Origin of the sequence: Amycolatopsis regifaucium, assembly GCF_001613935.1 — a bacterium.
In the GTDB taxonomy this organism is placed as follows: Bacteria; Actinomycetota; Actinomycetes; order Mycobacteriales; family Pseudonocardiaceae; genus Amycolatopsis; species Amycolatopsis regifaucium.
The window spans coordinates 183,801-206,995 of sequence record NZ_LQCI01000002.1 but is presented as its reverse complement, the minus strand read 5'-3'; the positions used below and the strand labels follow the sequence as shown (position 1 = coordinate 206,995).

Annotated in this window: 24 protein-coding genes; 12 read left to right on the top strand and 12 right to left on the bottom strand. The window is 69.3% G+C overall.

The features are described from left to right. Positions 1 to 146: 146 nt before the first annotated feature. Complete coding sequence (locus AVL48_RS01990) at positions 147 to 722, bottom strand: hypothetical protein (RefSeq protein WP_061986521.1); 576 nt, start codon at positions 720 to 722, stop codon at positions 147 to 149. A gap of 110 nt (positions 723 to 832) precedes the next feature. Between AVL48_RS01990 and AVL48_RS01985 the strand changes: the two genes are divergently transcribed. The 5 genes from AVL48_RS01985 (at position 833) to AVL48_RS01960 (ending at position 7,546) form a co-directional block, all read left to right on the top strand. Next, the gene (locus AVL48_RS01985) at positions 833 to 3,610 is read left to right on the top strand and encodes a DEAD/DEAH box helicase (protein ID WP_061986519.1); all 2,778 of its coding nucleotides are present in this window, start codon (positions 833 to 835) and stop codon (positions 3,608 to 3,610) included. Positions 3,611 to 3,796: 186 nt separating this feature from the next. Then, a complete protein-coding gene (locus AVL48_RS01980; RefSeq protein WP_061986517.1) occupies positions 3,797 to 4,582 on the top strand; it encodes a DUF4333 domain-containing protein in 786 nt (261 codons plus the stop codon). A 41-nt stretch (positions 4,583 to 4,623) separates the two neighbouring features. Next, positions 4,624 to 5,823 (top strand): GNAT family N-acetyltransferase, encoded by a 1,200-nt coding sequence (locus tag AVL48_RS01975; RefSeq protein WP_061986515.1) that lies wholly within the window; start codon positions 4,624 to 4,626, stop codon positions 5,821 to 5,823. Positions 5,824 to 5,858: 35 nt separating this feature from the next. Continuing rightward, positions 5,859 to 6,272: a DUF4333 domain-containing protein gene (locus AVL48_RS38035; RefSeq protein ID WP_074038267.1), complete on the top strand. Its 414-nt coding sequence runs from the start codon at positions 5,859 to 5,861 to the stop codon at positions 6,270 to 6,272. Between the two features lie 44 nt (positions 6,273 to 6,316). After that, positions 6,317 to 7,546, top strand: coding sequence for a GNAT family N-acetyltransferase (locus AVL48_RS01960; RefSeq protein ID WP_061986509.1), 1,230 nt, complete (start codon positions 6,317 to 6,319; stop codon positions 7,544 to 7,546). On the opposite strand, the gene AVL48_RS01955 is transcribed toward AVL48_RS01960, so the two are convergent. The 3 genes from AVL48_RS01955 to AVL48_RS01945 form a co-directional block, all read right to left on the bottom strand. Next, positions 7,543 to 8,511 (bottom strand): pirin family protein, encoded by a 969-nt coding sequence (locus AVL48_RS01955; protein ID WP_061986507.1) that lies wholly within the window; start codon positions 8,509 to 8,511, stop codon positions 7,543 to 7,545. The two genes, AVL48_RS01960 and AVL48_RS01955, sit on opposite strands and share 4 nt — an antisense overlap. Then, positions 8,508 to 9,452, bottom strand: a complete 945-nt coding sequence (locus AVL48_RS01950) for a 5'-3' exonuclease (RefSeq protein ID WP_061986505.1) — start codon at positions 9,450 to 9,452, stop codon at positions 8,508 to 8,510. The genes AVL48_RS01955 and AVL48_RS01950 overlap by 4 nt, the downstream gene beginning before the upstream one ends. A gap of 75 nt (positions 9,453 to 9,527) precedes the next feature. After that, the gene (locus AVL48_RS01945; RefSeq protein ID WP_061986503.1) at positions 9,528 to 10,064 is read right to left on the bottom strand and encodes an NADPH-dependent FMN reductase; all 537 of its coding nucleotides are present in this window, start codon (positions 10,062 to 10,064) and stop codon (positions 9,528 to 9,530) included. A gap of 119 nt (positions 10,065 to 10,183) precedes the next feature. On the opposite strand from AVL48_RS01945, the gene AVL48_RS01940 reads away from it, so the two are divergent. From AVL48_RS01940 to AVL48_RS01915, 6 genes are read left to right on the top strand one after another with little or no spacing between them, the layout of a single operon-like run. Then, positions 10,184 to 10,762 (top strand): ArsR/SmtB family transcription factor, encoded by a 579-nt coding sequence (locus AVL48_RS01940; RefSeq protein ID WP_061986501.1) that lies wholly within the window; start codon positions 10,184 to 10,186, stop codon positions 10,760 to 10,762. Further along, a complete protein-coding gene (locus AVL48_RS01935; RefSeq protein WP_061986499.1) occupies positions 10,759 to 12,009 on the top strand; it encodes an MFS transporter in 1,251 nt (416 codons plus the stop codon). Before AVL48_RS01940 ends, AVL48_RS01935 begins: the two co-directional genes overlap by 4 nt. Before the next feature lie 10 nt (positions 12,010 to 12,019). Then, positions 12,020 to 13,162, top strand: coding sequence for a M24 family metallopeptidase (locus AVL48_RS01930; RefSeq protein WP_061986498.1), 1,143 nt, complete (start codon positions 12,020 to 12,022; stop codon positions 13,160 to 13,162). Further along, positions 13,159 to 13,611 (top strand): Lrp/AsnC family transcriptional regulator, encoded by a 453-nt coding sequence (locus AVL48_RS01925; protein WP_061986496.1) that lies wholly within the window; start codon positions 13,159 to 13,161, stop codon positions 13,609 to 13,611. Before AVL48_RS01930 ends, AVL48_RS01925 begins: the two co-directional genes overlap by 4 nt. Positions 13,612 to 13,666: 55 nt before the next feature. Continuing rightward, on the top strand, positions 13,667 to 13,894 hold the full coding sequence (locus AVL48_RS01920; protein WP_061986494.1) for a hypothetical protein: 228 nt from the start codon (positions 13,667 to 13,669) through the stop codon (positions 13,892 to 13,894). Next, positions 13,881 to 14,180, top strand: coding sequence for a hypothetical protein (locus AVL48_RS01915; RefSeq protein WP_061986492.1), 300 nt, complete (start codon positions 13,881 to 13,883; stop codon positions 14,178 to 14,180). The genes AVL48_RS01920 and AVL48_RS01915 overlap by 14 nt, the downstream gene beginning before the upstream one ends. On the opposite strand, the gene AVL48_RS01910 is transcribed toward AVL48_RS01915, so the two are convergent. Both AVL48_RS01910 and AVL48_RS01905 read right to left on the bottom strand, forming a co-directional pair. Next, positions 14,177 to 15,250 carry a GDSL-type esterase/lipase family protein gene (locus AVL48_RS01910; protein ID WP_061986490.1) on the bottom strand — a complete coding sequence of 358 codons (1,074 nt, stop codon included), beginning with the start codon at positions 15,248 to 15,250 and terminating at the stop codon, positions 14,177 to 14,179. The genes AVL48_RS01915 and AVL48_RS01910 overlap by 4 nt on opposite strands. 70 nt (positions 15,251 to 15,320) lie before the next feature. Then, positions 15,321 to 16,223, bottom strand: coding sequence for a LysR substrate-binding domain-containing protein (locus AVL48_RS01905; protein ID WP_061986488.1), 903 nt, complete (start codon positions 16,221 to 16,223; stop codon positions 15,321 to 15,323). 121 nt (positions 16,224 to 16,344) lie between these two features. Here AVL48_RS01905 and AVL48_RS01900 point away from each other — a divergent pair, with 121 nt between their 5' ends. Next, positions 16,345 to 17,184 (top strand): oxidoreductase, encoded by an 840-nt coding sequence (locus AVL48_RS01900; RefSeq protein WP_061986485.1) that lies wholly within the window; start codon positions 16,345 to 16,347, stop codon positions 17,182 to 17,184. Positions 17,185 to 17,229: 45 nt separating this feature from the next. Here AVL48_RS01900 and AVL48_RS01895 read toward each other — a convergent pair whose 3' ends face one another. The 6 genes from AVL48_RS01895 to AVL48_RS01870 all read right to left on the bottom strand — a co-directional run bounded on the left by AVL48_RS01895 (position 17,230) and on the right by AVL48_RS01870 (position 22,927). Next, the gene (locus AVL48_RS01895; protein ID WP_061986483.1) at positions 17,230 to 17,856 is read right to left on the bottom strand and encodes a maleylpyruvate isomerase family mycothiol-dependent enzyme; all 627 of its coding nucleotides are present in this window, start codon (positions 17,854 to 17,856) and stop codon (positions 17,230 to 17,232) included. Positions 17,857 to 17,871: 15 nt separating this feature from the next. After that, positions 17,872 to 18,396, bottom strand: a complete 525-nt coding sequence (locus tag AVL48_RS01890; RefSeq protein WP_244162593.1) for a hypothetical protein — start codon at positions 18,394 to 18,396, stop codon at positions 17,872 to 17,874. Between the two features lie 216 nt (positions 18,397 to 18,612). After that, positions 18,613 to 19,869 carry an HNH endonuclease signature motif containing protein gene (locus tag AVL48_RS01885; protein WP_061986481.1) on the bottom strand — a complete coding sequence of 419 codons (1,257 nt, stop codon included), beginning with the start codon at positions 19,867 to 19,869 and terminating at the stop codon, positions 18,613 to 18,615. 303 nt (positions 19,870 to 20,172) lie between these two features. After that, positions 20,173 to 21,468 carry a M20/M25/M40 family metallo-hydrolase gene (locus AVL48_RS01880; protein WP_061986479.1) on the bottom strand — a complete coding sequence of 432 codons (1,296 nt, stop codon included), beginning with the start codon at positions 21,466 to 21,468 and terminating at the stop codon, positions 20,173 to 20,175. Further along, positions 21,461 to 22,288, bottom strand: coding sequence for a M55 family metallopeptidase (locus AVL48_RS01875; protein WP_061986477.1), 828 nt, complete (start codon positions 22,286 to 22,288; stop codon positions 21,461 to 21,463). The genes AVL48_RS01880 and AVL48_RS01875 overlap by 8 nt, the downstream gene beginning before the upstream one ends. Before the next feature lie 42 nt (positions 22,289 to 22,330). Further along, positions 22,331 to 22,927 (bottom strand): Rv1733c family protein, encoded by a 597-nt coding sequence (locus AVL48_RS01870; protein WP_244162594.1) that lies wholly within the window; start codon positions 22,925 to 22,927, stop codon positions 22,331 to 22,333. Positions 22,928 to 23,195 lie beyond the last annotated feature (268 nt).

Genomic DNA, 23,195 nt, shown 5'->3' with positions numbered 1-23,195 from the left:
GTCCACATATACGGTTCTGCGCGGGGTGTTGAGTGTCAATGGGGGTTAGAACGACCCAAATCACTCACGACGTCGCGTAATCGCCCAACCGGACGCTTCGTCTCGGAAAACATCCCTTGCGGACAGTCAAGAGTCGGGCTCAGCCTTCAGGCTCCGGCGTAACCGCCCGCGCGCCACACCTCGCCCCGGAACGTCGCCGCCGACATCAACTCGCCACGCGGGAAGAACACCCCGCCGCAGCGGTGGCAGAACCACGCCTGCCGCCAGCAAGCCAGCGCGGCGGGGATGCCCCGGCGGATCCGCGCGTTCCGCCGGAGCCGCAGCACGAACAGCACCGCGAACAACGCCACCAGCGCGAACGCCCCGAACGGGAAGATCCATGCCCCGATCAGCTGGCCGGCCCGGGCACCGGCGGTCGGAGCGGGGTTCTCGGCGAGCACGTCCGTGGCGAACGAGACGAACACGAACGCCGGGATCAGCATGAACAGCGCCAGCGTCAGGAAGCAGCCGCCACCGCGGACCACGGGATACGGGTTGAGCGCCGCCGCGGTCCCGGTCACCGACACACCCCGGTGCGCGGTCGCGGTGTGGACGACGCCATCACCGGCCGGGACAGCCGTCATCGATCCTTGTACCCGGTAGGTGGTCTGCCCGCTCTGGAACGCCGCCGGCACGCTCTGCACCTGGTCGACCTGTGCGCACTGCGGGCAAGCGAGCTCCATGGGGCCCCTCTCGATCAGGAAGTGCCCCTTGGATGCCGCGGGGGTGGCCACCGTTCCCGTGATCGTCACACCGAGTGCGAACTGTCGGTGGGGTATGGAACCCTGACGAAGTGGTCAACAGCCCTTCTCAGACCCCGGCCGAGGCGTACGCAGCCTCCCAGCGCCGCGCTCAGTACCCCCAGCTGACCCGCTTCGCGGCGGAATCGTCGTTCGAGTTCGACGATTTCCAGGTCCGGGGGTGTGAGGCGCTCGAAGCCGGACACGGTGTGCTCGTCTGCGCGCCCACCGGCGCCGGGAAGACCGTGGTCGGCGAGTTCGCGGTGCACCTCGCCCTCGCCGAGGGGCGCAAGTGCTTCTACACGACGCCGATCAAGGCGTTGTCGAACCAGAAGTACGCCGATCTCGTCGGCCGCTACGGCGCCGACGCGGTCGGCCTGCTCACCGGTGACACCTCGATCAACGGCAACGCGCAGGTCGTGGTCATGACCACCGAGGTACTGCGCAACATGCTCTACGCCGGATCCTCGACCATCGGCGAACTCGCCTACGTGGTGATGGACGAGGTGCACTACCTCGCCGACCGGTTCCGCGGCGCGGTCTGGGAAGAGGTCATCCTCCATCTGCCCGAGCACGTCCGGGTCGTCGGCCTGTCGGCCACGGTGAGCAACGCCGAGGAGTTCGGCGAATGGCTCGTCGAGGTCCGCGGTGACACCGCCGTCGTGGTCGACGAGCACCGTCCCGTGCCGCTGTGGCAGCACATGCTGGTGGGCAACCGGCTGCTCGACCTGTTCGCCGGACAGGAGGAGCACGCGCCCGGTACCGAACTGCGGATCAACCCCAGCCTGCTTCGCCGCACCGAGGAGATCGGCGGACGGTTCGCCCCGGCCGGGTTGCGCGGGCCGAGGGGGCGGCGAGGGGCGCCGTCCCGCATGCCGAGGTACCGGCCGCCGTCCCGCACCGACACGGTCGAGCGCTTGGACAACGCGGGTCTGCTCCCCGCGATCGTGTTCATCTTCTCGCGCGCCGGCTGCGACGCCGCCGTCGGCCAGTGTGTCCGGTCCGGCCTGCGGCTCAACGGCCCCGAAGAGGTCGAGAAGGTTCGCCGCATCGTCGCCGAGCGCACCAAGGACCTGCCCGAAGGCGACCTCGGCGTCCTCGGCTTCTGGGAATGGCGTGAGGCGCTCGAACGCGGTATCGCCGGGCACCACGCCGGGCTGCTTCCGGCGTTCAAGGAGACCGTCGAGGAACTGTTCGTCCAGGGCCTGGTGAAGGTCGTGTTCGCCACGGAGACGCTCGCGCTCGGCATCAACATGCCCGCGCGCACCGTGGTTCTCGAACGGCTGGTGAAGTACAACGGCGAAGCCCACGTCGACCTGACACCGGGGGAGTACACGCAGCTCACCGGGCGGGCCGGGCGGCGCGGGATCGACGTCGAAGGCCATGCCGTCGTCGCCTGGCAGCCGGGCATCGACCCGAAACAGGTCGGCGGTCTCGCCTCGACCCGGACGTACCCGCTGCGGTCGTCGTTCCGGCCCGGTTACAACATGGCGGTGAACCTGGTCGCACAGGTAGGCGCCGAGGCGGCCCGTGACCTGTTGGAACAGTCGTTCGCGCAGTTCCAGGCCGATCGGTCGGTGGTCGGGCTGGCGCGGCGGATCGAGCGGAACAAGGAGGCCCTGCGGGGCTACACCGCCGCCATCACCGGGGACTTCGACGACATGCTCGAATACGTCGAGCTGCGCGCGAAGATCTCGGCGAGGGAGAAGGCGCTCTCGCGGCAGAACACCTCCGCCCGCCGGGCGGGCACGGCCGAGTCGCTGGAGAAACTCCGCAAGGGTGACGTCATCGCCGTGCCCGCGGGCAGGCGCGCGGGGCTCGCGGTCGTCGTCGATCCGGGCCTCGACCCGATCCGTGAACCGCGTCCCGTCGTGGTCACCGAGGACCGCTGGTCCGGCCCGCTCTCGGTCTCCGACTTCCCGTCGCCCGTCGAGGCGCTGGGGAACATCAAGCTGCCGAAGCATATCGAGCTGCGGTCCCCGAAGACCCGTCGTGACATCGCTACGAGTCTCCGCAACGCGGGAATCTCCTTGCCCGGCAGGCAAAAGCGCCGCGCCGGGGCAAACGAGGACGGTGAGCTGGCCGCGTTGCGGCGTGCGTTGCGCGCGCATCCTTGCCACGGTCTCGCCGAACGCGAGGCGAACCTGCGCTGGGTCGAGCGGTACCAGCGTCTCTCGGCCGAGACCGAGCAACTGGAACGCAAGGTCGCCGCGACCACGCACTCGCTCGCGCGTGCCTTCGACCGCATCCTGCGGCTGCTCGGCGAACGCGGCTACCTCGGCCCCGAGTCCAAGGGCGATGGCGAGGACCGCGTGACCGAACACGGCAAACGGCTCACCCGCCTCTACAGCGAATCCGACCTGCTCGCCGCCGAATGCATCCGGCACGGCGTCTGGAAGGGGCTGGCGCCCGCCGAACTCGCGGCCGTCGTCTCGACACTGGTCTTCGAGGCCCGCCGTGACATCGCGGGGGAGCCGCGACTGCCCGCCGGCAAGGTGGTCGACGCCTGGCAGGCGACCACGCGGCTGTGGATGGAGCTCACCGAGGACGAGCGGCGGCACAAACTGGAGCGCACTCGCGAACCGGACGCCGGCTTCGCCTGGCCCATCTACCGCTGGGCACGCGGCGAATCGCTGGAGAAGGTCCTCACCGCCGCCGAGGCGAACGGGCAGGAGCTGTCCGCCGGTGACTTCGTCCGCTGGTCACGGCAGGTCATCGACCTGCTGGACCAGATCCGGGACGTCCTCGGGCGGGCCGACCCGGTCGGGGCGGCCGCCTCGGACGCGGTGAAGGCCCTGCGACGCGGCGTCGTCGCGGCAGGCGGTGCGTAGCGGGACTCGACGAGGGCGTTGGGCTGACCGGCGGATTCGATGCCGCCACCGGTGTGGGTACGGTCGCGTCGAGTTGTCCCGACACCACCCCGGAACAGTGGGCAGGGGCGCCGACCTGTGGTTGGATCGCCCACGACGGCCTTGTATCTCGGTCGTGGACAATGCGGAACAGGCGGAGGCGAAACGATGAGCACGCCGTATGGCGGCAACGACCCGCAGCAGCAGCCCCAGTGGGGGCAGCAGCCGGGCTACGGGCAACAGCCGGGCGGCACTCAACCGCCCAGCGGCCCGCAGCAGCAACCGCAGTGGGGCCAGCAGCCGCAGTACGACCCGTCGCAGACGCAGCAGCAACAGCCCCAATGGGGCCAGCAGCCCGCGCCCTACGACCCGTCCCAGCAGCAGCCGGGGTATCCGCAGAGCGGTCCGCAGCAGCAGCCGGGCTACGACCCCTCCCAGACGCAGCAACAGCAGCCGCAGTGGGGTCAGCAGCAGGGATATCCGCAGAGCGGACCCCAGCAACAGCCCGGCTATCCGCAGAGCGGCCCGCAGCAGCAGCCGCAGTACGGGCAGCCGCAGCAGCAGGGCCAGTACGAGTACGGCCAGGGCCAGTTCCAGGGCACCCCAGGCGAGGCGCAGGACAAGCCGAAGTCCAAGAAGGGCCTTTTCATCGGGATCGGCGCGCTCGTGGTGATCATCGCCGCGGTCGGCATCCTCGGGTTCGTCACGCCCGGCTGGTTCAACACCCAGGTCTTCAACAACACGCAGATGCAGACCGACGTGCAGAAGCTGCTCACCGAGACCTACAAGATCCCGAACGTCAGCGCGGTCTCCTGCCCCTCGGGCAAGGAGGTCAAGGACGGCGAGAAGTTCACCTGCACCGCCACGATCGACGGCAAGCCGCAGGACGTGCCGATCACCGTGAAGGGTGACACCGGCAACTACGAGGTCTCGCCACCCGCCGTCACCAAATAAACGGCGGGCGACCGGGGTGGGCGATCCTGCATGATCGTTCCATGAGCGACTTCTCTGTGCGGCTGCTCCGGTCCGAAGAGGACCGGGCCGCGACGGATGTATTCAGGCGGGCCTTGCACGTCAAGGAGATGACCGACGAGGAATGGTCGGGCATCTCCGCGTCGATGCAACCGGACCGCGGTTTCGGCGCGTTCGACCCGGAACTGATCGGTACCGTCCGGTCCTTCGATTCGGAAGTGACGTTGCCCGGCGGCGGCACCGCGCCGCTCGCCGCGGTCAGCCTCGTCGGCGTCCGCGCCGACCGCACCCGCCGCGGTGTGCTGACGGCGTTGATGCGTGCCCAGTTCGAGGACTTCGCCGCCCGTGGCTATCCCGCGGCGATGCTGCACGCGTCCGAAGGCGCCATCTACGGCCGGTTCGGGTACGGCATCGCCGCGCGGGGCAAGTCGATCGAGGTCGACAGGCACCGTGCCCGGCTCCGCCCCGAGGTACCGGCGGGCGGGCGGATCACCCTGCTGGATCTGGAAAGCACCATCGCACAGTGGCCGTCGTTGTTCGACGCGCTCCCGCGGACACGGCCTGGCATGATCGCCCGGAGCCCGCATCTGTGGCCGGGTTACGAGCGCGAAGTGCGCAGGGCGACGACCCCCACGGCGACAGCGGTGCACCGTGGCCCCGACGGTGTCGACGGATACGTCACCTATCACGTCGAACGGGCCCATTTCGGTGCTCCGGCGCTGCTGAAGATCCAGTCGTTCCACCACGCGAGCCCCGACGCGTTCGCCGGTCTGTGGCGGCACCTGCTCTCCGTGGACCTGGTCGACCGCATCACCGCCGAGAAGCGGCCGCTCGACGAACCGGTCGAGTTGCTGTTCACCGACCCGCGGCACGCGGCCGTCCAGAAGATCCAAGACGAAGGCTGGCTCCGCCTGGTGGACGTCGCCACGATGCTCGACGCCCGCACCTACCTTGGCGGACCACTCGTCATCGAAGTCACCGATCCCTTCCTGGACCACAATTCCGGTCGCTACCGCCTTTCCGAGGACGGCGCCGAGCGCACCACCGACCCGGCCGACCTCGAACTGCACGCCGACACCCTGTCGATGCTGTACCTGGGCGGCTGGCGTGCGTCGGATCTCGCGATCGCCGGACGTGTCCGCGCCACCGGCGAAGCCGCGCTGGAACGGGCGGACCTGCTGTTCAGTACGCGAGTGAACCCCTGGTGCGGTACCTTCTTCTGACGTTGGAAGATCACGTTCGGTGGGGGTGGAGAAGCTTGAGCGGGCGAGCCGTCGCGACGGTCGTTCTGTGCGGTGCCGCTTTCGCGACGCTGGCGGGGTGTTCGGATACTCCGGCACCCGCGCCGGCGACGAAGACCGTCACGGTCCCGCCGACGACGAGTTCGTCTTCGGTTACGCCGGTCACCGGAAGCACCTCGGGCGGTTCGCCTTCCTCCAGCACCACCGTGAGCCGGGTCTTCGATCCGAGGACCATGCAGGCGGACGTGCGGAAGATCCTCACCGAGACCTACCAAGTGCGTGACGTCGGCGAAGTGCTCTGCCCGGCCAACCAGACCGTCAAGGACGGCAGTACCTTCACCTGCACGGCCCAGGTCGGCGGCGAGGGCAAGACGGTCACGATCACCGTCACCGGCGACGACGGCCGCTACGAAGTCGGCGCGCCCAGCTGAAAACCGGTTGGGTCGGCCCTGGCGGGACGGCAGGATCTGGTGGCATGAGCGAATTCCACGTACGTGCCGCGGCCGAAGGTGAACAGCGGGCCTGTCTCGAACTGCTCGTAGAGGCCTTGCACGGCAAGCCGGTCTCGGACGAAGTCTGGGCCAAGATGGTCGCGAGCTGGCCCGCGGCGGGGAAGTTCGCCGCCTTCGACGACCAAGGCACCCTGGTGGGGATCGCCAGTTCCTTCGACACCGAGCTGACCGTCCCAGGTGGACGGAAGCTCGCCACCGCGGCCGTCGACGGCGTCGGCGTCCGCGCGGACTGGACCCGCCGTGGCGTCCTCACCTCGATGATGGCCGCCCAGCTGGCGGACCTCGCCGCGCGCGGCGTCCCGCTGGCCGCGCTGCACGCGTCGGAAGGCGTGATCTACGGCCGCTTCGGTTACGGCGCGGCCACCTATGGGAAAGGCGTCGTCGTCGAACGCCCCCGAGCCCGGCTTCGTGACGGTGTCGGGTGCGACGGCGTGGTCAGGTTCGTCACCCCGGCCGAGGCCGTCGAGCGCGTTCCGGCGCTGTACCGGCGATTCGCAGGAGATCGGCCCGGCTTCATCGCCCGTCCGGACATGTGGTGGCCGGGCTTCTTCGACCGGCTCGTCACCGGGGACGAGGGCTATCGTGTCGCGGTCCACAGTGGACCCGACGGCGACGACGGTTTCGTGGTCTACCAGAGCGTCGACGTACGCGACCGGCAGACGCCGGAGCGTGGCGCGCTGCTGCAGATCCGTGAACTCCACGCCGCGACACCACGGGCCTGGGCGGGACTGTGGCGCTTCCTGTTGTCGGTCGACCTGGTGTCGTCCGTCGAAGGCCGTGGGCGGCCGATGGACGAGCCGATCGCCGAGCTGCTCACCGATCCGCGAGCGGTGAACACCACCGAGGTGATCGACGACCTGTGGGTGCGGCTCATCGACGTGCTCGCCGCGCTCGAGGCGCGCACGTACGGGCCGGCCGAACCGGTCGTGCTGGAAGTGCTGGAAGTGCTCGACAGGCAGCTCCCGGCCAACAACGGCCGCTACGTCGTCGGTCAGAGCGGCGTGCAACGCACCACCGCCGAGCCGGACTTGCGGCTGGGCGTCGACACCTTGGCGTCGCTGTACCTTGGCCACGGACTCTTCAGTGACCAGGTGCTCGCCGGTCGCGTCGAGGTGCTGGACGAGGCGGCGGCCGCCCGCGCCGACACCCTGTTCCACACCGCGCGGGCGCCGTGGTGCGGGACGTTCTTTTAAGCCGGGTCGCGCCGGGGCTTGATCCGCACCTGCGGCAACGTGGGTGCGGGCAGCCACGCCGTGGTGCCCTGGTAGCCCTCTACCCGGCCGAACCGGTCCGACCGGGCCTGCCAAGCCTCGCGGTACTCGGCGATCTCCTCGTGGCTGCGGCCCACGAAGTTCCACCACATGACCAGTTCCTCGGTGAACGGGGTCCCGCCCAGGAGCAGCACCCTGGCCGGTTCGGTGCCCGGGTTGGCCAGCGCCAGCCGTACGGCGCCGGGCGCGAGGTAGGCGAGTTCTCCGGTGCCCAGCGCCGTCCCGGCGACGGTGACCGAGCCGATGTCCTGCAGGACACCGTGTTCGTAAGCCTGGTCGACGTCGAGGGTCAAGGTCGCTCCGGGCTCCAGCGTGAGTTCGGCGCCCAGCAGGGGAGTGAACGCCGGGACCGGTGAGGTGGTCTCGGCGAGGCTGCCGAGGAAGACCCGTGCGGTGGCACCGGGCAACCGGAGCACCGGCGGGGCGTAGTGCCGGAAATCCCGTGCGGTGTCGCGATGTTCGTCCGGCAACGCGATCCACAACTGGACACCGTGCAGCGTCGCGGTGTCCGGAGTGGACACTTCGGAGTGCGCGATGCCGTGTCCGCCGGTCATCAGGTTGAGCTCGCCGGGCCGGACCATGGCACGGGTGCCGATGCTGTCACGGTGCTCGATCTCGCCGCTGAACAGCCAGCTCGCGGTCTGCAGTCCGGTGTGCGGATGCGGCGCGACGTCCATGCCGCCGGACTCCGACACGTCCTGCGGTCCGTAGTGGTCGGCGAAACACCAGGCGCCGATCAGGGACCGCTGCCGTTGCGGAAGCGTCCGGCGGACGCGGATCGCGCGTGGCCCGCCGAGCGGGACCTCACGCGGGGTCAGCACGGTGACGCCGTCGCCGGGCCGGTCCCGGCACAGCAGTTCGGCCGGGTCGGTCTCGGTGTTGCTCACGACTTGGGGAGCGCGGCCAGCAGACGCTCCACCGAACGGCCGAGATTCCAGCGTTCCGCCAGTTCCGCGACCTTGTCCGGATCGGCGGGCTCGGCCGGGACGAGGTCCGGACGGGACTGCTCGATGGGCGCTTCCGCCGCGATCCGGACCACGGTCGGCGCGACCGCGAGGTAGTCGGCGGCGTCGGTCAGCCGTAGCCGCGTCTTGAGCGGCACGCGGGAGTCGCCGGCGGTCGAGGCGTCCAGCAGCGCCTGCAGTGAACCGAACTGCGTGATCAGCTTCGCCGCGGTCTTCTCGCCGATCCCGGCCACTCCGGGCAGCCCGTCGGACGGATCTCCCCGGAGCGCGGCCATGTCCGCGTACGCGGCACCGGCGTGCTCCACCGGGACGCCGTACTTCTCTGCGATCTCGGCCGGGCCGAGAATCTCGGCCTTGTTCCAGCCCTTGCCGACGTAGATGACCACCGTGGGCGTCGGCTCGTGGCGTACCAGCTGGAACAGGTCGCGGTCACCGGTGATGACCTCGACCGGCGACTTCTTCTCGTGGGTCGCGAGCGCGCCGATGACGTCGTCGGCCTCGTATCCGGCCGCCTCGGCGGTCGCGAGCCCGAAGGCCTCGAGGAGTTCCAGGATGATCGGCACCTGCGGGGTGAGCGTGTCCGGCACTTCTTCGACGTCGCCGCCCTCGGGCACCTCTTCGGCCACCCGGTGCGCCTTGTAGCTGGGCAGCAGGTCGGTACGGAACTTCGGCCGCCAGTCCGCGTCCAGGCACGCCACCAGCCGGGCGGGACGCCGGTCGGTGAGGATGCGGGCGACGGTGTCGGTGAACCCGCGCACGGCGTTGACCGGCGTCCCGTCCGGGGCGGTCATCGACTCGGGCAGGGCGTAGAACGAGCGGAAGTAGAGGCTCGCGGAATCGAGGAGGGCGAGTGGTCCGGTCACCCGGACAGCCTGCCACGTTCCGGCCCGGATGTCCGTGAAGGACCCGGCTCCGGCCGAGTCCGCCACGGAAGCCGGTCAGGCGGCGTAGGGCCGCACCCGGCGCGCGTCACGCAGGGCGTTGGCCCACCAGCCCAGCTGGTTCAGCAGTGTGGCCGCCGCGAGGTCGACGTCTTCGGCGGCGTGGGGTTCGCCGTCGGGCCCGAAGCAGTTCCAGGCGTAGGGGAAGCTCACGGTCTCGCGGATCGTGGCGGCATGCAGTTCGGCGAGGACCGGGCGCAGGTGCTCGACCGCGCGCAGACCGCCGGAGATCCCGCCGTAGGACACGAAAGCGACCGGCTTCCCGTGCCATTCGGGGCCGGTGGCGTCGAGGGCGGTCTTGAGCGGGCCGGGGTAGCTGTGGTTGTACTCGGGAACGATCATCACGACGGCGTCCGCGGCGGCGACGCCGGGGGAGAGGCCTTCGGGGGTTTCGGCCAAATCGATGACGGACAGGTTGACGTCTTCGCGCTGTTTCGCACGGTCGAGGAACCAATTCGCGACTACGGGGCCGAAGCGGCCTTCGCGGACGCTGCTGATCACGACGGCGAGCTGGTAAGGCGTGTTCGTTGTCATGCGGTCGACCGTAAAACCTGAACTTAGGTTGAAGTCAAACTCCAGAACAGGGTGTTTTCGAGGAGGCTGATCGCAGAGAACTCTTTGCAGAGAATTCTTTGCGGTTGTACGGTCAACGCATGGGGAAGAGCGAGCGGTATCTCGCGCGGATCGACGGACGTCTCCTGCGGGCGCTGGCGCATCCTCTGCGGGTGCGGATCCTGGAGCTGCTCCGGGCGGACGGCCCGGCGACCGCGTCCGGGCTGGCGAAACGGGTCGGGGAGAGTTCCGGGACCACGAGCTGGCATCTGCGCCAGCTGGCGGAGTACGGCCTGGTCACCGACGACGTCGAACGCGGCAACCGCCGCGACCGGTGGTGGAAGGCCGTGCACGAGGGGGATCAGTTGCACGGCAAGGATTTCCTCGACGACCCCGAGCTGGCCGGCCCGTTCAGTGCCTACGCGCATACGTTGATCGAGCAGCGCTACGCCGCCGAGTCGCGGTTCATCGGCGAACTGGCGGACTGGGCCGACGAGTGGATCGACAAGGTCAACTTCCACGACTCCTCGCTGTCGCTCACGCCCGATGAGGCCGTCGCCTTGAGCGACGAAATCCTCGAAGTCATCGCCCGCTATCGGCGGCCGGAAAGGGACGGCGACACCCCGGTCCGCGTGCACTGGGCGGCTTTCCCGAGGCGAGCGCGGCCGGAACGGCCATGAGCAAAGTGCCACTGGGGGCCTTGGTCGCGGCTTCGGGGATCTCCTCGGCCGGGGTGATGATGACCCTCATCGCGATTCCCTGGTTCGTGCTGCAGAGCACCGGAAGCGGCACCAAGACCGGCCTCGTCACCGCGGCCGAGGTGCTGGGCCTGACGGTCGCGGCGCTGCTCGGCGGGCCGATCGTGGACCGGGTCGGCACGCGGCGCGCCAGCGTCGGGGCCGATCTGCTGACCACCGGCACGGTCCTGCTGATCCCGCTCGCGGTCGGCACCACCGGGCTCGGCCTGCCCGGCCTGGTCGTGTTGTCGTTCGTGATGGGCGTGTCCCGGGGCCCCGCGGACACGGCGAAACAGGTGCTGCTGGCGGGGGCCGTCGAACTCGGCAAAATCCGCCCGAGCCGCGGCGCCAGCGCCGTCGAGGCCGCCATGCGGACCGGGCGAATGGTGGGCGGACCCGCCGCGGGCGCGCTCATCGCGGTGAGCGGGCCCATTCCGGTGCTGTTCGTCGACGCCGGGGCGCTGCTGCTGTCCGCCGCGCTGATCTTCGCCCTGATCCCCGCCGCCGCCGGACCGCCCCGGGCGACTTCGGACGGCTACCTCAAGGAACTGCGCGAAGGACTGGCGTACGTCAAGCGCGACCGGGTGCTGCGCGCGCTCGTCGGCATGCTGATGCTCACCAACAGCCTCGACTTCGGCCTGCTCGGCGTCCTGTATCCGGCCTACGGCGATCAGGTTCTGCACAGCACCGCGCTCATCGGCGCGATGATCACCGCCGTCGCCACCGGAGGACTACTCGGATCCGCGCTCTACGGCTGGGTGGGGCACCGGTTCTCGCGCCGCTCGGCCCTGCTCGTCGCCGTGGGCGTCGAGGGCGCGCCGAGATTCGCCCTTCTCGCGCTGGAACCCACGCCTGCCGTGTTGCTCGCCGGGCTGGTGGTCGCGGGCCTGGGCGCGGGCGCGCTGAACCCGATCCTGTTGCCGGTGGTCTACGAACGCGTTCCCGAAGCCGTCCGCGGCCGGGTGTTCAGCCTCCTGGTGGGCGGGGTGCTGGCCGCGATGCCGCTCGGCTCGATGACGGCCGGGGTGCTGCTGGACGGGGCCGGGCTCGTCACCACGCTCGCCATGTTCGGTGGCCTCTACCTGATCGCCGGCACCTTCCCGGCGATCTTCCGGGTCTGGCGCGGACTGGACGATCCCGCCCCGATCGAGCGCGACCGGCTGGTGAGCCAAGAGGCCCGGACCGACTAGGCTCGCCACCATGTCGCGCCGTTCCCTTCACAACCCAGCCCCCGACGCCGCCGCCCTCCGCGCCCGCCTCGACCGGGCCCGCGCCGCCGCGGCCGCCGCCGACACCGACGCCCTGCTGATCGCACCCGGCTCGGACCTGCGCTACCTCATCGGGCAGGCGGGTGGCTCGTTCGAGCGGCTGACCACGCTGGTGATCCCGGCCGATGGTGTCCCGGCGCTGGTGCTGCCGAAGCTGGAAGCACCCGGCTACGCCGACGTCCCCGCCGACGAACTCGGTATCGAGGTCGTCACCTGGGTCGACGGGGACAACGCCTACGAACTGGTCGCCGACCGGCTCGGCAAGCCGGGCCGGGTCGCGGTCAGCGACTTCACCCCGGCCTTGCACGTGCTCGCGTTCCGCGGCGCGCTCGGTGCCGCCGAGCAGACGCTGGCCGGGCCGATCGTGCGCGAGCTGCGGATGCGCAAGGACGCGACCGAAATCCAGGCTCTGCGCGACGCGGGCGCGGCCATCGACCGGGTCCACGCCCGCGTCCACGAGTGGCTGCGGCCGGGCCGTACCGAAGCCGAGGTCGGCGCGGACATCACCGCCGCGATCGTCGAAGAGGGTCACACGCACGCGGACTTCGTGATCGTCGGCTCCGGCCCGAACGGCGCCAGCCCCCACCACGACGTCTCCGAGCGGGTCATCGAGCGCGGCGACGTCGTCGTGGTCGACATCGGCGGCCCGATCGCGGAGGGCTACAACTCCGACTCCACCCGCACCTACGCGGTCGGCGAGCCGCGCGACGCCGACGTCGCCGAGACCTACGCGGTCCTGCAGCGGGCCCAGCGCGCCGCGGTCGAGGCCGTCCGCCCCGGCGTCACCGCCGAGTCGATCGACGCCGCCGCGCGCGACATCATCGCGCAGGCGGGGTACGGCGAGTACTTCATCCACCGCACCGGTCACGGCATCGGCCTCGACGTGCACGAGGAGCCCTACATCATCAAGGGCAACACGCTGCCGCTCGAGCCGGGCATGGCCTTCAGTGTCGAGCCCGGCATCTACCAGCCAGGCCGCTGGGGCGCTCGCATCGAGGACATCGTCGTGGTCACCGAGGACGGCGTCGAATCGGTCAACCAGCGTCCGCACGACCTCATCGTGCTCGACGCATGACCGGTTCCCTGGAGCCGCTGGACCAGGCCATCGTGCAGGAGCTGGCGGCGGACGGAAGGCGCAGTTTCACCGATCTCGCCGAGCGGGTCGGGCTGTCGGTGTCGGCGGTGCACCAACGGGTGCGGCGGCTGGAGCAGCGCGGCGTGATCCTCGGGTACACCGCGCGCCTCGACGGCGAGCAGATCGGCCTCCCGCTCACCGCGCTGATCTCTCTGACGCCGAACGATCCCGCCGCGCCGGACGACTATCCGCAGCGGCTCGAACACATCAAGGAGATCGAGTCCTGCTACTCGGTCGCCGGCGACGAGTCGTACATCCTCCTGGTCCGGGTGGCCTCACCGCTCGGCCTGGAGGATCTGCTCCGCCGCATCCGTGAGGCCGCCAAGGTCTCGACGCGGACCACGGTGGTGCTTTCGACGCCGTTCGAAGGGCGCTCGCCGACTCTCTGAGCCCGGCCTTCCCGACAAACGGGTGGGCTTGCGCGGCGCTGGTACGATAAAAGGTATGGCAACACGTAAGGTCACACTCTCACTCGACAGTGGTGCGCTCGAGTTCGCCGAGCGGGCCGCCAAGGCACACGGGATCTCGGTCTCGTCGTGGTTGTCCAAGGCGGCCCGAAGGGAAGCCGTCCGCACCGGATACACCCCGCAGCGCACTCCGGTCGAACCGTCCGCCGAATCGGACGAGGCGGAGCTGACCGCCGCGGAGAAGGATCTGCGTGCGCAGGGGTGAAGTCTGGACGTACCACCCCCCGACCGAACCGGCACGGCAGCGCACCGTCGTGCTGCTGTCCTCGGACGGGGTGAACGAATCCGAGCGGCCGTGGCTGCTCGGCACCGAACTGCTGGACCGCGATCCACAGGACATCCTCGGGGTCGCCGTCGACGCGCGGTATTGGGTTTCCACGTTGAACCTCACGCGCCTGTACCGGCCGTGGTTCGACGAGAAGATCGCGGAGATCGACCAAGAGGTCCAGGAGCGCATCGACATCGCGTTGCGCGCCGCACTCGACCTCTAGCGGGCGATCACTTCGGGCGCGGCGTGCAGTTTGCCGTCAGGCCCGGAAAGGCAGGACGCGTTGCCGCCGCGCGCGGCGAGGAACTCGTTGAGGCAGTTCGCGATCTGCGCGTGCCCGTTCGCGTTGGGGTGGAACGACTCCTGCAGCGCGTGGCTCGCGCGGTCCACCTGGCCGAGGTCGCGCAGTTGCAGCGTCAGCCTGCTGAACCACTCGTTCGCCGGGTCGCTGCTGCACGCCTCACGGCCGGCGCCCGCCCGGGAAAGATCGAGGAACCGCGCGCTGGTCGCCCTCGACGCCTCCTTGAGCCCGTCCGCCAGGACGGCGACACCGTCGCGGCGCATCCAGTCCAGATCCTCGGTGCGGAACGGGCAGCCGTTGAGGCTGCGGAGCGCTTCCGGGATCTGCGGGCCGACCGGTGACGCGTAGGACATCAGCACCAGCTGGTAGTCCGCCGGGACGTAACCGGCCTGTGCCAGCACCTTCTTGACGTCGGCGACGGCGTTGGTCACCTTCGGCACCATGGCGTCCACTTTGGACTTCCAGGTGGTACGGAGTGCCGCACTGCACGGCGGATTCTGCGGGGAGAACCACGCCTTGAAGCATTCGTTGACCTGAGCGGAGAACTTCGGCTCGTCGTTCGCGCCGATCGCGATCACCACCGCGGCGACCCGATGGTCCTTGAGCAGGTTCGCGAGTTGCTGGGCCTGCGAGGGTTCGGTCCACTGCTTGGCCTCACCGAGCGCGACCTGCTCGGAAGGCGCTCCGGAACAGCCGAGATTCACGCGCGCGGTGACGTCGGGGATCTTGATCTGCTCGACGAAGGCGTGGGGGGAGCGGTGGCACCAGTTGCCGCCCTGGCCGTTGGTCGTGGGCGTGTAATCGCCCGCACCCTCCCCGGAAACGGTGCTGTCGCCGATGGAGACGACCGTCAACGGCCCCGTTCCCGGCGGGCTTTGGCGTGCCGACGGTTGCCCCGGCCGGCTTTCCGACCCGAAGAAAGCAAAGAAACCGACGAGGACCACCACAAACGTGAGCGCGAGAGCGCCCCACCACCACCGGAAACGTCGCATCGTCACCGAAGTCTACGGATACTCGGTCCGAACGGGTGATCAAGGCGGGTGTGACGATGACTATGCCGGGTCAGCCGGCGTTCGTCAGATCCGTCCGCGCCGCCAGCTCCGAGACGATGTCGAGCACGCCGGGCAACGCGGGTTTGTCGTTGTCCGGGGCCCAGGCCACCACCGTGCGGGCGGTGTCGCCCGTCAGCGGCACGAACACCACCCCGCTCCGGCGCAGGCTGTGCGACGACCGCGCCAGCCTGGTCACGCCGACGCCCGCGGCGACGAGACCGAGCAGCCCCTGGACGGTCGCCGCCCGCTGCACCACGCGCGGGGCGAACCCGGCCGCCGCGAATTCGCTGTCATAGCGGCGATGCCACGGCTCCCACGAACCGCGGGGCGTGAGCACCCACGGCTCGTCCGCCAGATCCGCGAGCTTCAACTCGCGGGAGCCCGCCAGTCGATGCCCCTCGGGCAGGACCGCGCAAACCTCCTCGGTGATCAACGTGCGGATCTCGAAGCCGTCGATCAGCGGTGGCCGGGTGAAGATCAGGTCGTAGCGCCCCCGGGTCAACCCGTCGACGAGCGCCGCGATCTGTGTGTCGTCCGTGGTGAGGGTCAGATCGGGGAGCCGGTCGCGAACCGCGCGTACCACCGGCGGGAGGAGATAGTTCGCCGTGGTGGTCAGGAAACCGAGGTGGAGTGTGCCGATTTCACCGCGCACCGCGCGGTTCAAGACCGACAGCGCTTCGTCGTTGCGCGCCAGCACCGCGCGGGCCTCGGGAAGGAACAGTGATCCGACTTCGGTGAGCCGGGTGCCGCGGCTGTCGCGATACAGGAGGTCCGCGCCGAGGAGCCGCTCCAGGACGGTGATCTGCTGGGAAAGCGACTGCTGGGCGATATGCAGACGGCGTGCCGCGCGGGTGAAGCTCGCTTCCTCGGCGACGGCGACGAAGTACCGCAACTGCCGCAGCTCAGGGGTCACAGGCTCAGACTGTAGCCGCACCAGGAAACCGGTGTTGGCGGGCCGAACGCGATCTTCGCACCATGGGGGACGGAAGCTCCGCTGAGCCTTCGGGCATGGACGAAAACGAAGGAAGACCCGCATGACACAGGAAACCGAGGGCCGTGTCTGGCTGATCACCGGTTGCTCGGCCGGATTCGGCAGGCACCTCGTCCTGGCCGCCCTCGACGCGGGCGACCGCGTGATGGCCACCGCACGCCGCCCGGAAACCCTGATCGAACTGGAAGAACTCGGACAGGGCCGGGTGCGCACGGCCGCGCTCGACGTCACCGACCCCGCGCAGATCGGGGCGGCGGTGAGTGCCACCCTCGCCGCGTTCGGCCGGATCGACGTCGTGGTGAACAACGCCGGGCACGGATCCGTCGGGGCGGTCGAAGAACTGACGATGGACGAGCTGCGCTCGCTGATGGACGTGATGTTCTTCGGCGCCGTCGAAGTCACGAAAGCCGTGCTTCCGCACCTGCGGGCGCAGGGCAGCGGTGTCATCGTGCAGATGAGTTCGATGGGCGGACAGCAGAGCCCACCCGGGTTCGGTGCCTATTGCTCGGCGAAGTTCGCGCTGGAGGCGATGTCGGAGTCCTTGGCCGCCGAGGTCGCGCCGTTCGGCGTCAAGGTCCTGATCGTGGAACCCGGCGCTTTCCGCACCGAGTTCGGCGGCGCCCGGCTGCAGCGGTCGCGGGTGATCGAGGCCTACCACGAATCGACCGGCGCGATCCGCGATTACGTCGAGGGGATGGACGGCTCGCAGCCCGGAAATCCGGCGAAGGCCGCCGCCGCGATCTTGAAGGTGCTCGAAAGCGACAACCCGCCGCTTCGACTCGCGCTCGGTGACGACGCTGTCGACGGGCTGCGGGCCACGCACGAAGCGAAGGCGGCGGAGTTGGCGGCTTGGGAGGAGGTGAGCCGGTCCACGGCGTTCTGAGCGAGGCGCTTTCCGTCGCTCTCCCGCAGTGACCGGCCTGGTGGATCAGGCACCCATCCTGGAGACGAGGATCGCCGCGCCGGGCCCGGAGAGTTCGTCGATCGCCGGGCGCCGTCCGGCGATGGCCATCAGAAGCGGCTCGCCGGGGCCGCGCAGTTCCGGCCCGGACCCGGCGGACCAGCCGACGTCGGTCGCGACGAGCCGTAGCCCACGTGCCCGCTGAAAGGCCTTGATCGGCGGGGCGAAGCGCGCGAACGCCAAGGCGTGGCGCAACCGTTCGGGCGGCACCTCGCGGGGAAGGCCCAGCGGCCGCCGGATGTCCTGCTGATGGATGAGCCCGTCGAGCAACGCCACCCGGCCCCCGAAAGCGGCGGTCAAACCCCGCGGGTCGAGCCGCTCTTCGAGCCGCGCGATCAGCTCGTCGGGGGTCCGTTCGGAATTCTGGGCGATGCCGAGCGCGTTCATCCGGTTCAGCCGCAGTCCGCCGCGGAGGGCCTGGCCGAGCAGCTCGCGGAAGCCCAGGTGGTCGTAGTCGACGACGTGCGTGACCACCTCCCGCACCGTCCATTCCGCACACAACGTCGGCGCGTCCCACTGCGCTGACGTCAGCGTTCGCAGGAACGCGGCGAAATCCGTCCGTTCCTCCCGCGCGAGTCGTGCGACCGCTTTCACCTGCACCTCCGGGATTCATTTGCCGTCGAGCCATCCGCAAACGTAGTAGTTCGTGTCCTCGTTCCGCTCGACGTACCAGGAGTAGACGACGTCACCCGCCAGCCTGCCCGTCCGCGCGTCCCGCTGGGTGACCTTGGCCTGCACGGTCACGAACTCGAACCCGGGCGGGACGGAGTACGGCAGCATCTCCCAGCGCTCGACATAGTGCCCATTCAATTCGAAGCCGAGCAGCGTCTCGCGCAGACGCGGGCAGGTTCCGTTCCGCAACGCGGTCATGTCGTGGTCGGCCAGCCCGTTCATGTAGACCTGGAACACCCGATCGATCGCCTCGGGTTCGAGTCCCGGCGCGGACGACGACGTCGGCGCGGGAGGCGTCACGGTCAGGGTTCGGGTCTCGGCCGGGGGAGCGGTGTACGACGTGGATGTCGCGGACGGTTCGTCGGAACTCGGTACCGGAAGGCCGCCTCGGCACGCCGACCCTGCCGTGCCGAGGCCGACCAGGAGCACGCCCACCCAGACGTGCGAAGTCAGAGATCTCACGCCGTCGACGCTAAGCGGGCTTCATGAAATTCGGATGACGCGTGCGGGGAGGCTTGAGGTCGCGGTGAGCGCGCCCGCGGGGGGCGGGGGGCGGGAGTGGCGATTCGTGTTATCGGCAGGGCAAGGGTTGCATGTTGCGGAGGCCACTTCGCGACGTGGGTGAGATGGATGCTCGGTGGTTGCGCTGCTTTCACGACCTGAGCAGCGGGCGGCGGCTTAGGTCCTGAGGTGCATGGTGTTGCGCCTCGGAGTCTCGGTGGGGTCGAGGTAGGTGGGCGGGGTGAATTCGGGGAGTCCGTCTTGGGCGATGGCGACTTTCCATTCGCTGTGGTGGATGAGGCGGTGGTGTTTGGTGCAGAGGAGGACGAGGTTGTCGATTTTGGTTTCGCCGTGGTGTCGCCAGAAGACGATGTGGTGGGCGGTGCAGCGTGGTACGGGCATGTCGCAACCGGGGAACGCGCACCCGCCGTCGCGGATGGTGAGGGCGTATTTCTGGGCGAGAGACACGGTGCGTTTGGAGCGGCCGATGTCGAGTGGTTCGCCTGTGGTGCCGAGGACGCCGGGTCGGACGCGGGCGTCGCAGGCGAGGATGCGGGCGTCGGTGGCGCTGATCGGCCCGACGAGATCCAGGTGTGCTTCACCGAGATCGTTGATCAGGTCCTCGTAGGACATGGTGATGAGGATGTGGGTGGCTTCCCCTGCTTGGCCGGGCAGATTCCGGCTTGTGGTCTTCAGCCGCACGTAGTCAGTGAAGGCATCCCCGTAGCGTTCGTCTTGCGTGCGGGAGTCCCGGACTCCGTCGATGGCTTTGTGTGGTTTCGCCATCGGGTCGAGGTCGGACTTCAACCGAGCGTAGGTCTCCAGGTCGAGGGTGGCTTTGAGGCCAAGGGTGCCGTCACGGTGTTTGACGAACCGCAACTCGGGCCGCACGTCTTTGGGGTCCTCGTTGCGGGGTTCTTTCCCGTCGGGATCGAGTTTGTCGAGGAGTCGTCGTCCGGCGCGGGCGATCTGCCGGGGTCCGGCGTGCCGGGCGAGGTCGACGAGGATTTTCTCTCCGCTTCGCATGTCTTCTTCCGGGACGGTGGAGGGGATCCGGGCGAGGGTGCGGATGATCGCGTCGATCTGCCCGCCGCCGATCGCGCCTTCGGAGGCGGCCTCGGCGGTCAAGGGCGCCAGAGGCGGTACGACCTCGCCGCCCACCACCACCGCGGGATGCAGCGCCAGGACCCGGTCGGCACGACGACCGGCTTCCTTGTCCGTGACGTGGAAGTCTTCGAAAATCAGCGCCGCCAGTGTCGAATGACCGGAACAGCCACGCACACCCCGGTTGTTGATTTCCGCGAGGATCGCATTCTGTTCCGCGTCCAATTGACGCTTCAAGATTTCGATTTCCTGCTTGCGGGCATGCAGCGTCGCGGTATCGGCACGCCACCACTCGGAGCGCACCGCCTGAGGTCTGTTTTCGCTGGCCACGCCCTCAAGAATACTGGTGCTCGAACACGTGTGCTAGCCCGATCTCCGTAGCGGCCGAGCGAGAAGCATTCCACCCGATAGAGGTCAAACTGCGGCAAAGAAACTGCGCAGAGCAACAAACTTAAAAGACGCGTAGAGCGCGAAGGCGCCGTCGCTATAAAACATTTCGTCTGGGTGCGCCGACGGAGTCGCGGGTGGCGAATCGAGCTATTGAGAGGGTGCGCAAGATGGCTTGGCTCGTGCGTCTGGCCCGACCAGGATTCGCTCCTCACGACCACCCGGGCGACGCCCGACCCCGTAGCGTCAGCAGTTCTCCAGGAAGTGCCGCAGCACTCGCGTGCCGAATCGCAACCCCTCGACCGGGACACGCTCATCGACGCCGTGCGCCATGGCGCGGTACGGAAAACCTTCCGGCAGCCACAAGGGCGCGAAGCCGTAGCAGTCGATTCCGAGTGGACTGAACGCCTTCGCGTCTGTTCCGCCGCCCATGCAGTAGGGGACGACGACCGCTTCGGAGTCCTCCGACCGCAGTGCGGCCGCCATGGCGTCGAACCACGGCGAATCCACCGGGGCCTGCACCGGTGGCTGGTGCGCGACGAACTCGCGGGTGACGCCCTCGCCGAGCATCGCGTCCAGCTCGGCGAACAGGGCGGGTTCGGCGCCGGGCAGCACGCGGACGTCCACCTGTGCCTCGGCCGAACTCGGGATCACGTTCACCTTGTAGCCGGCGTCGAGCATGGTCGGGGTCGTGCTGTTGCGGACGGTCGGCACCACCAGTGCCCCGGCGGGGCCGAGCCGGGAGATCGTTGCGTCCACATCGGACAGATCGACCGGGACGCCGAGCGCTTCCCCGGTGCGTTCCAGGAACGCTCGCACCGTCGGGGTCAGCTGGACCGGCCAGCGGTGTGCGGCGATCTTGCCGAGCGCGGTGATCAGGCGGGTGACCGCGTTCTCGTCGTTGGGGCGCGATCCGTGTCCCGCGCGGCCCTTGGCGGTCAGCCGTAGGTGCGCGGTGCCGCGTTCGGCCGTGGCCACCGGATAGAGCCGCACGGTCCGGCCGTCGGCGGCGGGGACGTGGTAGGTGTAGGCGCCCGACTCGCTGATCGCGGCCGCGCAGCCGTCGAACAGGTCCCGGTGCGCCGCGGTGAGCCAATGCGCGCCGTACTCGCCCTTGTCCTCCTCGTCGGCGACGAACGCCAAAACGACGTCCCGACGCGGGCGCGCACCGGTGGCGAGGGCGGCGAGCACCATCGCGCAGAAGTCCTTCATGTCGACCGCGCCGCGGCCCCAGAGGAACCCGTCGCGGACCTCGCCCGAGAACGGGCCCACCGACCAGTCGGCGGCGTCGGCCGGGACGACGTCGAGATGCCCTTGTACGAGCAGTGCGGGCAGGCCCGGGTCGGTGCCCGGGACCCGGGCGATCACGTTCGCGCGCCGGGGGGCGGACTCGATGATCTTCGAGTCGATCCCCATGCCCGACAGCAGCGACGCGACGTACTCGGCCGCTTCCCGCTCGCCCTCGGAATCCCCGTTTCCCCGGTTCGTGGTGTCGAATCGGATCAACCGCGAACAAACCTCGACAACATCCAGCTCAGCCATAGATTCCCTGCACCGCTCCGGCCGCGATCGCCGTGACGATCTTGAACGCCTTCATCGCTTCCGTCATGTCCGGCGCGTCGAACCCGACTCGCCGGACGCCGATCTGTTCCACCGTCGGGATCACCGCCGCGGCCTGCGCGAGATGACTCGCGTCGAACTCGACCTCGATCCGGTGGCCCGTGGTGTATCGCTCGACCCTGCCCGCCCGCTTCATCGAGTCCGCCGCGGCCGAGGCCAGCAGCTCCGCGGTCCTCGCGGGCGGGAGGCAGATCGCGGCGTAGCGGCTGACGCACTCCTTCACCGTGACCAGTTCCGCTTCGGGCGCGTAATCCTGGGCGTCGTCGCAGGCCTTGTCGTCACCGGAGACGAATAGCACCGGAACGCCGTACTCGGCGGCCATCGCGGCGTTGAGCCTGCCTTCGCTGGCGGGGACGTCGTCGAGCCACACCCCGGTGATCTGATTTTCCAGGTAGGTGTGGGAGAGGACGCCGTCGAATCCGGCGCCGGCGTGATAGCCGAGGAAGACGACCCCGTCCACGCCGGAGTCGATCCCTTGCATCATCGAGAGCGGCTTGTGCCTGCCGGTGAGCATGCGCGCCCGGCCGTCGAGGTCTTCGAGCAGAAGATTCCGCTGGGACGAATGCGCCTCGTTGACCAGCACGTCGGTGGCGCCCGCGTCGAACAGACCGGCGATGGTCGCGTTGACATCACCGGTGAACAAGCGGCGGAATCGTTGCCACTGTTCGGTTCCGGGGATGACGTCCTCGGTCCAGGTGACGCCGGTGGCGCCCTCCATGTCCGCCGAGATCATGATGCGCATGCCGGGCACCCTAGCCGAGGCGCTTTGCCCTCGCCGCCGGGCTCAGGGCCAGGAACCGGAACGCGGATAGGCCGCCCAGGCACGCTCCCAGGCCGCGGCACGCTGCCGGTCCAGTACCAGCCGGACGACCCGGTGGAGGAGGACGAGCGCGGCGACCACCGCGAACCAGAGCCAGAGGCCGACGAGCACGGAATCGAACACGGCCGTGGACGCGGTCTTCGGGGCGGCAGTGAGGGCTCCGCGGGCGTCGATCCAGATCGGCACCGGCGATCCGGCGGGGCTGCCGGGCGTGGCGAGGACGCCGCCGGTGTGCCGGACGCCGCGCGAGTCGGTCCAGGTGGCCTCGGTGGTGGCGTCGCCGGTTCCGACGCTCTCGCTGTCGACGATGCGGACGGGCGCGGCCTTAAGCAGGTACGCGGTGGTGGCCTGGCGACCGGTGGCGTCGGCGGCGGCCTCGGCCACCTGCCTGTCGTGATTGGCCGAGCCGACGGCGGCCGCGACCGGGATGGCGAGGAGAGCGGCGAGGATGACGAGCTTCAGCAGCAGGGCTTCGATGCGGTCGGAGACACGCGCGAGTGAGTTGTGGCCGGGAAAGAGCCGCCGCCGGAACCGGGCGATCGGACCGCTGGACCCGTGCACGAGCAACTCCATTCCCCTTCAGGACGCGAAAACACTCCGTTTCGATTGTCGGTCACCGGCGCATCGTTGTCGCGGCATGGGGACACAGACCACTCTGTGAAGCGATACACAGCCGTTAATTCGTTTTGCCCGTCCGCGCTCTCCGGCTACCGTCGTGGCCATGGGAACTTTGTCCTTCCTGTGATTCTCGCCTTCGACGCGGCCCTGGCGTAGAGCCTCCGCTCCGCCGGGCCGCGTCCTTCCGCGCGCTCTTCTTCCTTTCGAGAAT